Consider the following 9,775-nt stretch of genomic DNA (forward strand, 5'->3'; position numbering starts at 1 on the left):
GGTAAATATGATGAAGTACTCTACCCTGCCCCGTGCACTAAAAGGCTTTGTTGCAGCGCTTGTGCTGTTCACGCCCACCAGTTTTGCTCAAGTTGTTCTACCGCAACAGATTTCCTTCGACGATAACGAAATTGAAGCGACGATCGCAGTTTCAAGTACCATTGAAGTCGACATCAAGATTGAATTCGATAACGCGGTAGGTTTGAACGCCAGCAATATCGATATCAGTGCGGAGTTACTGTTACCCACTGACTTATCACTCGTGAACCGCTTACCCTCGTCACTGGTTACCGCAACCAGTGGCTTTCCGGTTGTGATTTCTATCTCGCCCAAACCCAATGCGGGGTTTGCCTTTGAAGGCATGGCAATGATAGAGCTCTACACCAAGGCATTGCACTTCAATCCGGCGTTGCGTCTTTTCCGTTCTCATGCCAATGGTCAGTTTGAAGACATAACGCAATTAACTGCGGCTGGCAGTATTCGCTCACGCGGAAATACCGGTAGTTTTTCTGACTTTATGATCCTGATGGATCTGCGCGTTCCGGAAGATGTGATCGAGTCAAAATACGCTCGCATAGAACAGTTTATAGCGGATCAGTCTTCACATATATCTCCAGTGATCCTGTCGGCGCTGAACGCACAACTGAATTTCCTACACGATGATCTTTCCGGTGCAGACTACACCGCAGCGTTGGGTGTAGTGGATACCCTGATCGATTTGGTAGAAAACTGCAATGGCGACTTTATGGCAGACGTATGGCGTTCATCCGATGATCTGGTAAACGTGAAAGGCGAGCTGCTTACCCAATTGCATACCCTTCGATTTAGTTTGCGTACATTGTAACGTGCTTTGTAACGTTGCTTGTAAAGTACCTCAACAAGCAGGGCGCCCGGTATGCCACTACAACTTGCTTATGCCAACGAACAAGGCGTGATCACAGAACACCTTATGTATGAGGGAACGTCATACCGGTTGGGGCGTTCCCGTCAGGCTGACATTGTTATTCAACATCCGCAAATATCGCGTCTGCACGCCACCATTAAAACCGACACACACAATAGTCACTCCCATTGGACGATAGACGATACCAGCAGTAACGGTTGCTTTTTGGGCGGACGGGCCATTAAGCATGAAACCCTGCCCGACAATACGCTGGTGTTTTTAGGTCCCGTGCCATGCCAAATCAAACGTCTGAGCCTGAATGACCTGGCCCAACAGGACAGTGTGTACTTTTGGCGTAAACAGCAGTTGCGCCAGTTTGAGAAAACCATTTATCAGTCACGCGACACCTCAGCGATGCTGGACGTAGCGCGACATTCAATGATCCAAACTCTGGGTTGTGAGCGTGCTGCCCTGCTGCTATTTAACGAGCAGTTCGAAATAGGCTCGGCGATGGGGCACGAAGACTGGATGGATACCACACAATTCAGCGGCAGTCGGACGGTTATCCGCCATGCCATTGAGACCCGACAGCCCGTTGCCATTGGCGATGTGCAGGCCGACCAACAATTCAATGCCAGACAAAGTATTGTACGATTTGGTATTAAAGCCGCCTTGTGCGTACCAGTGATTGCCGAAAACCGCGTAATTGGTGTGCTTTATGGTGACAATACCCAAGGCAGACAATATTTCACTGTTACGGATGTTAAGTTGACACAATTACTAGCAAATATGTTGTCTTTACGTTTGTTATTCCACTCCATAGAACATAATATTTCTTTAGTGACAGAAATTTAGCGATGTGCCAGTGGCACAAAGTAGGAGTGGATGAGTGTCGGGTTCGGAAGTTGAAAACGAACAGGATCTTGCTACCCAGCAGTTACATGACGCGCGAATATTACTAGCCGGCACGCAACTGGCCGGGCGCTTTACAATTAAAAAACAGCTGGGGGCCGGCGCGCAGGGTCATGTTTATCAGGTACATGACGAGCTTCTGGCTGTAGACGTTGCAATTAAGCTTTTACCCACCCAACTCAGTGCTCCTCAGCAACTTGAACAAATCCGCCACGAAGTTAACCTTGCCCGCCAGCTACAGCATCCTAATATTGTGCGTGTTCACGATGTATTTTGTGATAGTACGTCGCTGTTCTTCACCATGTCACTCATTGAAGGCGAGCCCCTGCTTGCCCGCATCCAACAGCCGGTGTCAGTTGCCGAATACCAACGCTGGGCAGAGCAACTGCTTGACGCCATTAAGGTATGTCAGCAAAAAGGCATTTTTCACGGTGACATTAAGCCAGACAACCTGCTGATTAATGCGAATAATGACTTGGTATTAATCGATTTTGGGATCGGCCAGCACACGAGTGATATCAGACAACAAACCAGTGGTCATAGTGAATATTCAGCGCCTGAAGTATTGCAGAGCGGAATAACCAGTCAAACGGCCGACCTGTACAGTGTTGGTATAGTGCTGAAGCAAATCATTGACGCCGTCCACGTTAACGCTAGTAAAAAGAAAGACCGGGCATGGCGAGAGACGCATAACCGATTTATCGCTACGCTGACACATCAGCATGCCAGTCAGCGCCCATCACCTGACGCTGCGCTGGATACCTGGCATACTCTGTTTTCTGATCCCCTGACACGTAAACGCGTTGAATTACCCTTTGGATGGTTAGTCGCAGCCAGCGTATTGGCTGTGCTTATTGTAGCGCTGGTGTCATGGCAGTACCGCTCACCATCAATCGATATCCAGGCCAAAACACTGCGTGTCGGCTTAATTGCTGATCATACTTATGCGCCAACCAAACTACTGGCTAACCTGCTTGAGTACCCGGTAGAAGCCTCACAAAAAATCGCCCTGGCAGACCGGCATGCTATAGAGCAACTGATTACCAACCTGGGTCTCACACCCGCCCAATCCGCGGATGATCGCAACACAATAAGCACTACGCTTGGCATCGATATTTTACTGTTACTGGATGCGGCGCCCTTATCAGAGTCACAATATCAGGTATCCGTAGCAGCTGTCCTCATGCCTACAAACCAATACCTCTTTGAAGTAAGCAATACGGTAAGCAATGCGGGACTAGGAGAAGGTGTTGCCCAGTTGGGCAAACACATTACCGGGCAACTATTGGATGCCATTGAGCAACCTGGTGCTGCGCCTGATTTAAGCTATCTGGAGAATATTGCATCGGTTATAGACAGCAGTGCGGAAGCCACACCCGAGATTCAAATTGCACAACTGCAAAAGCGTTTGCCTGACTATCCGGGGGGCTGGTTAAAAGGCGCAGATTTAGAGTTTCAGAACGGAGATTACAGTGCCGCCCAACAACAACTGTCGGCCTTGTTTGCGCTTACAGACAGTAATGAGTACTGGCAACTGCGCGGAAAAATAATACAAGCCGAAATCACCGATGATTTGGATCTCGCCGTTCAGGCAAGTGAGCGCTTGCTATCACTATATCCAGAGCATGTTGAAGTATTGTATTCAGGTGCCCAAATCGCTGAGTGGGCAGATGCCCCTGCAAAAGCCATGGCGCTGTATCAACAGGCTCTCGCCATCAATCAAAACAATCCACAACTGTGGTTTGAACTAGGCCGCTTGAATATTATTCAGGGTAATATCAGTGAGGCGTTAGCCGGAGAATTAACCCAGGCATTGGTGGCTGCCAGACGACTTGGCGACACGCAGGCGGAAGGGCTGATTCTGAATGCCTTTGGTGTAGCGCATTTACGGTTGGCCGACTACGCCCAAGCAGAACGGTATTTTAGCGATGCGCTGGTACTTCGCGATGCCAACAATATGCCAGAAGACCGGGCAACCACACTGGCAAATCTCGCTAATGTAGCTGCCATCAACGGCCATTTCGACAAAGCGGAAGAGGCGCTACACGAAGCCTCTGAGCTATTGAGCAAGCTGGGCAATCTCACTCAGCAGGCTCACATCATTGACACGCTTGGTTTTATGTATGAGGAGAAAGGGCGTTATCAGAAAGCACTGGAGTATTATAAACAAGGTCTCGATTTGCGAACCCAGTCTGACAACACCGCGAAACAAGCAGAGAGTATGTCCAATGTGGCGTACATGCACTTTCTGCTGGGAGACTATTCCCTTGCCGATATTTACTGGAATCAGGCCTTAAATCAGTTTGAACGAATCAACGATCAAGCTCATCTTATGCGTACCCATCAGAACCTGGCATTAATGAGTATGGTAAAAGGCGATCGCCGGGCCGCAGCCAAGCATTTAATCAAGGTAGACACCCTCCTTTCGGTTAATCAAACTCAGGAGCAAATGATCAATCAGCTGTTCTACAGCTATCTTAATTTTGCGCAAGGCAAGCTCAAAGAGGCAACGCGGAATGTTGACGAGGCCAGGAAACTTGCCGAAAAATCCAACGACAGCAGAGCACTACTGGAAGTGTATTTATGGCATGGTGAAATGTGCCTGCGCATTACTGACTGGGCATGCCTGTCTGACCAATTGGCGTTAGCCGCCCCCTTCATTACTGACGACATGCTGGAATACTCAACGCTGTTTGGCTGGCTTAACAATGCCTACGCGCTCGAAGTAAACCAGCTTAATAGCAACCTGATCCAACCTTTTATAGACAATCTGCCCTATGGGCAAATCCCGTTGACGGTTGAACTCAAGGTACTCTTGGATCTTCAGGAAAGATTAAAGCTGCCTTCAAACAGTGAGCTGATGTTACGTGCCAACCAGTTGGTGAAACCCATTTACTATCAGTCTTACATGCAGTGGTTATACTTAAACAGTGAACAGGACACGGAGGCCTTAAGAAAACTTAAGATCCAGTTACAGGGACACCCCGAACACTGGCGTAATCATCTGTACCTGACGCGATTCACCGATGAATACTCCAGGCAACAGCAAAACATGGCGTTGCAACAGTGGCGTAGTCAGCTAAGTGCTGAGCAGGCCAAACAGTACGAGGCACATTACTTTTGACTAGCAAGCACAACGAGCAAGCGGCCTTAATTGAACGTATTCAGCTGCAGCAGGAAGAGCTTAAACGCCGTTTGGATGAAGAACAGATTAACCTGCGGGAATTAGCCCGCCGGCTGTGGACACAACAGGAAAGTGAGAAAGCGCGCTTGTCCCGAGAATTGCACGACGGCGTGGGGCAACTGCTCACAGGACTTACGCGTCGGTTACAAGGTATAGCGAGCAACCAGCCTGAGTTCACCGAGCTCTATGATATTGCCGAAATGGCATTGGCTGACGTCCGCCAGTTGTCTCGCATGATGAGCCCAACCATTCTTGATGACCTGGGCCTCAAACCCGCACTTAAATGGCTGTGTCGCAACTTGTTCGAAGCCGAAGGAATACAGTATGCTTGTGATATTAACCTGAAGGGTGACATCCCCAAGGTGCAGGCCATTCTGGTATTTCGAATCGCACAGGAAGCGCTGGTAAATGCGCTTAAGCACAGTCGGGCCGACACTATTACTGTTAATCTTGCTCAGCATCATCAGGTGTTACGGTTGGACGTAATTGATAACGGCGTTGGGTTTGACGTTGAGAATATAGAGCGAGGCATCGGTATGTCCAGCATGCTCGACAGAGCCAGTGCCTTTGATGCAGAGTTAACTTTTCAGGCACGCCCTCAACAAGGCACTCACATTACTTTAACGGTAGCGTTATGACGATAAAAATAGTACTGGCAGACGACCACGTGCTGATGCGACAAGGGCTTAGCCAGGTATTGAATGCCGATGCCGGTATCGATGTTATTGGAGAATGCGGCGATGGCGTTGAGCTTATTGAGTTGGTAATCCGGCTAAAACCAGACGTAGTGGTAATGGATATTTCCATGCCCAGAATGAGTGGATTGGTGGCGATCGACAAGCTGCTGGCGCAGCGCCCCGACTGTAAAATTCTGGTGCTTTCCATGCACAACGAACTGGAATACATAGAAGCTATGCAAGATGCCGGTGCTAAAGGTTATGTATTGAAAGAATCATCAAGTGACGTATTAATTGACGCCATCCGCAGTATTTATCATGGCCGCACCGCGTTTATTGCCGCACATCAACGAAATGATACCGGGAAGCCTGCCAGAGTCAGTCCGGTTGCTGCGCTGACACGCAGAGAGAGAGAAGTGTTTTTTCTTGTTGCTGCCGGAAACACCAGCAAGCAGATTGCAGAATTACTTACCATGAGTTTAAAGACCGCAGAAAACCACCGCAGTAATATCTATAAAAAACTCAATGTGAGCAGTTCAGCTGAATTGATTCGACTCGCAGGTAAGGCTGGGCTTTTGGAATAATTCCAATTCGTATAGAAGCAGTGTTACAAGGAATAGATATAAAGAAACAGGGCCAGCGATGCTGACCCTATTAGTTTACGATGAAAAATTTTGCAAGAATGTCTCATCGCTGAGGAACATTTCTGTTAACTACTTCCGTGGTTCACATATTACAAGTTACTCAAATTGGTTACCGAGAATGCTGCTTCGCCACGTGTTACTGCTGAAGCAGGATTAAAACGAGCATGAAGCTTGGGCTCAAAATCGAATGGCCCTTGCGTGGTATATACTTCAACTGTCATAAGACCAGCCGCCAGTGCTTGTTGCACATGCCCGCGCAGAGCAGGATCAATCAGATGTGAATCTTCCAATTCGATAGCTTCACCAAACACAATGGCGGTTACGGTGTCAGCAGAGTTGAAGGCTTCAGCTTCACTTTGCAGACCCAAAGCCTGTACCAGTGAATACGCTAACTCTTCTTTGCTTACCCTGCCTTGCGGGTGAAAACTACCTGAGCCTGCACCGGTCATAACGGGAGCGTCACTCATTGTAAGGTCAGACAATACACTGCCTGATGTCGTAGCTGAGTTAATTGCTGCATTAAACTGGCTGCTGCCGGTATCAGTATACGCCGTCATATTACCGATTTGAGCCTGGCGAAGATTGGCGGCCAGCGTCAGTGTATCGGCAAGCTCTTCACGGGTGAGGTAGGCATCAGGTGCAAAACCATCACCACGTGCATCCATTAATTGCTTACTTACTACGTTCTCAATAAACGATTGAGCCGGATGACCTATCGCGTCATCAATACCAGAGAAGCCTGACGTGACTAACAGGCGCACGTTCACATCAACCGTACCGGGTACGCCAATTCCATTAGTAACGCCAAGCGGATCAACTGACACACCGCTAATGCTGCCGATACCACGAACATACAACTTCCACGTACCTGGCATACCTGGCGCCGATGTCCCTACTGAGGAGCCCAGTACCGGTAAGCCAATCCCCGATCCGTAGCGGTTACCTACTGGGTCTTCCAGCACAAAAGCCGTTGCGGATTCAATGGACGCGCTGGCAACCACCAGAGACACATCCGGGCCTACCTCAAAAGTTTCAACCGGCGACTCTCCAACCGGCAGGTAGGTCGCTTGCAAGGTAAAAGCATCGCCCTCTGCAACATTGGCAAAACCGTTAAACTCACGGTCTTTCTTCACGGTATCGCCGAACACTTCAACACCATCTACCACAGCACGAACGGCCGCATGTGCGTTGATATAGCCAGCACCCACTTCCCAGGCTTCACGGGCTGCCATTGGCGTAGCCGTTTGCTGGACAATACTTTTTACTTCGCGCCAGGACATTGAGGGATCTGCTTCCAGCATTAACGCTACAATACCCGACACATGCGGTGCAGCCATCGAAGTGCCACTTGAAACTGTGTAGTAAGGTAAATGCTGAGGCTCGATCATCTCTGCGTCATCAGTAGCGCTTAACGCGCCTAAGCTTGACAGAGAATCGCGTGCCGAGATGACATCGACACCAGGGGCGGTAACCGTTGGGCGGTCTTCCCACGTATAGACCTCACCATCGACAACGACCTCTCCCCCCTTACCGCTAACACCACGAGAACTGAAGTCAGCAAGCTCGCCGTTTTTGTCACCCGCAGCAACGGTAATTACCCATGGTGCCTTCTTGAAGTTCCCCGTAATGGTAGACTCGCCCGAACCAGAGTTTCCTGCTGAAAACACGGTAATTACGCCGCGATCTGCCAACATTTTAGTAGCAATGTTAGTAGGGTCGTCCGGATTAAATTCGGTGCCTACATCACCGGTATTACCAAATGAATTGGAAATTACACGGATGTTGTAGGTAAATTGATGTGTTAACGCATAGTCAAAACCGCCCAGCGTATCCAGAATAAATAAACCTGCGCCCGAACCATAACCAATGATATCAGCGCCGGGAGCAACACCCGCATGCAAACCTGAACTCATTGCACCATTTCCACCTACAGTACCCGCAACGTGTGTACCATGTCCGCCCAGAATATCCGTATTGATCACATCTTCCTGATACGTGATTGGCAAGATGCTGCTAAAGCTGTTCAGGTTAGTTTGTGCCAATACGTTTTGTACAACGTGGTCTGGGAATGACAGATCACCGTGTGTGCCGTCGATACCGGAATCATTTACTACTACGCCAATCCCGCGACCTGAATACGGAATACCGTTATTGCGCAGGCTTCTATCTGCTTGCATAGCCTTAACGCCTGTAATTTGCGTAGATTCATAGTTTTCAAACGTCAGTTCATCGTTGTTCCATACCGACACAACGTCTTCACGTTTATAAAGCGCCTCAACCTGCGCTTTAGTAGCAAGTACGCCTATAATTGGCATACTCTTCATGCTGATACCCGTTTCTATGCCCAGTTCGCTAAGTGCGTTGATTTGGGCAGCGGTGGGGGCGCTATTACCATTAAAGGTAACGATTACCTGTTGCAGTTCAAATGGAGACTCAGCAAGCCTGGCCGCTAGATCTGCATCGAAAGTTTTTGCGTTTACATAAGAAGCAGGTAGCGCCAACGCTACTGCTGAAGCTAATAAAGTTTTACGATTAAAATGTGTCATGAGCTTTACCCCTTGTCATGGTTACAGCTTCAGTATTGGCTAATTCCTATGCAGCCTCTATGGGGAGTTCCCCCTAGAAATGCGCCTGTTCAAACAAAATCACAGATTTCCCAACAGATTGTTTTACAGACAAAAAAAAGCCCTCACGCTGAGGGCTAAAATGAAGAAGAGGAACACGGGTACTTCTTCATGAGACTAACTGCGGCGGCGTCTTAATCCGGCAATTGCACCTAATCCGGCCATTAATAAACCCAACGCCCCTGGTGATGATACAGCTGGCGAGTCAGCCTCGATGACGGTTGATGTCAACTCAAACAATGCTTCAGTACACAGCATGTTTTCGTTGTCGTAATAACAGGTATCATCGCCTACCGAACCGTATTGTCCGGTTACTAGGCTAACGTCGCCAACAGTGATTTGAAAACCTTCATTTGGATTATCGCCAAAAACCAGATTACCGATGGAGAATGAAAAGCTATCGGGATTGGTTAAATCAGCTATTCCAGCATTGAACGTATAGAGGGGCCCATCCATAGCAACAAGTAAATCAAGCAGTGCATCACTACTATCGTTGTAAACAAAATAGCCGCCAATCCTATGGGCATCGCTGAATGTTTGAGTATTAAAATCATACCGAATTACCCCAGCAGTAGTACTTGCAGACATTAATAATAACGACATTAAAACAACAGACTTCATCTCACACCTCGGATACTGTCGAATAGATGATCTAAAGGTAATGAATCAGGGGGGAGGTCGATATAGGGGATTCCCCCCAGACTGCTGAGCGGACCGGAAAAAAATATGTGTTTTGAGAAAACAAAAAAGGCCGCTTACGCGACCTTTTTCTATGATACTTAGCGGTATCTAAGATTAAGCAAGAATCTTAGCTACAACGCCTGCACCTACTGTACGACCACCTTCACGGA

7 protein-coding genes are annotated in these 9,775 nt (G+C 48.4%); 5 read left to right on the top strand and 2 right to left on the bottom strand.

Annotation, left to right across the window (positions count from 1 at the left end; genetic code table 11):
• Window positions 1-7: 7 nt before the first annotated feature.
• Genes FJ444_RS15195 through FJ444_RS15215 form a run of 5 tightly spaced genes read left to right on the top strand, consistent with a single transcriptional unit; the run spans window position 8 to window position 6,240 of the window.
• Window positions 8-844, top strand: coding sequence for a DUF6689 family protein (locus tag FJ444_RS15195; protein WP_140959602.1), 837 nt, complete (start codon window positions 8-10; stop codon window positions 842-844).
• Between the two features lie 51 nt (window positions 845-895).
• Complete coding sequence (locus FJ444_RS15200; RefSeq protein ID WP_140959604.1) at window positions 896-1,738, top strand: GAF domain-containing protein; 843 nt, start codon at window positions 896-898, stop codon at window positions 1,736-1,738.
• A 34-nt stretch (window positions 1,739-1,772) separates the two neighbouring features.
• The gene (locus FJ444_RS15205) at window positions 1,773-4,919 is read left to right on the top strand and encodes a serine/threonine-protein kinase (protein ID WP_140959606.1); all 3,147 of its coding nucleotides are present in this window, start codon (window positions 1,773-1,775) and stop codon (window positions 4,917-4,919) included.
• Complete coding sequence (locus FJ444_RS15210; RefSeq protein WP_255439211.1) at window positions 4,916-5,617, top strand: sensor histidine kinase; 702 nt, start codon at window positions 4,916-4,918, stop codon at window positions 5,615-5,617. The genes FJ444_RS15205 and FJ444_RS15210 overlap by 4 nt, the downstream gene beginning before the upstream one ends.
• Window positions 5,614-6,240 carry a response regulator transcription factor gene (locus FJ444_RS15215; protein ID WP_140959608.1) on the top strand — a complete coding sequence of 209 codons (627 nt, stop codon included), beginning with the start codon at window positions 5,614-5,616 and terminating at the stop codon, window positions 6,238-6,240. The genes FJ444_RS15210 and FJ444_RS15215 overlap by 4 nt, the downstream gene beginning before the upstream one ends.
• Window positions 6,241-6,389: 149 nt before the next feature.
• Here the strand turns inward: FJ444_RS15215 and FJ444_RS15220 are convergent, their stop codons facing one another.
• Window positions 6,390-8,846: a S8 family serine peptidase gene (locus FJ444_RS15220; protein ID WP_140959610.1), complete on the bottom strand. Its 2,457-nt coding sequence runs from the start codon at window positions 8,844-8,846 to the stop codon at window positions 6,390-6,392.
• A gap of 195 nt (window positions 8,847-9,041) precedes the next feature.
• Entirely contained in the window at window positions 9,042-9,545 is a 504-nt protein-coding gene (locus FJ444_RS15225) for a VPLPA-CTERM sorting domain-containing protein (RefSeq protein WP_140959612.1), read from the bottom strand.
• Between the last annotated feature and the right edge of the window lie 230 nt (window positions 9,546-9,775).

Source organism: Aestuariibacter sp. GS-14 (assembly GCF_006494365.1).
Lineage (GTDB): Bacteria > Pseudomonadota > Gammaproteobacteria > Enterobacterales > Alteromonadaceae > Alteromonas > Alteromonas mangrovi.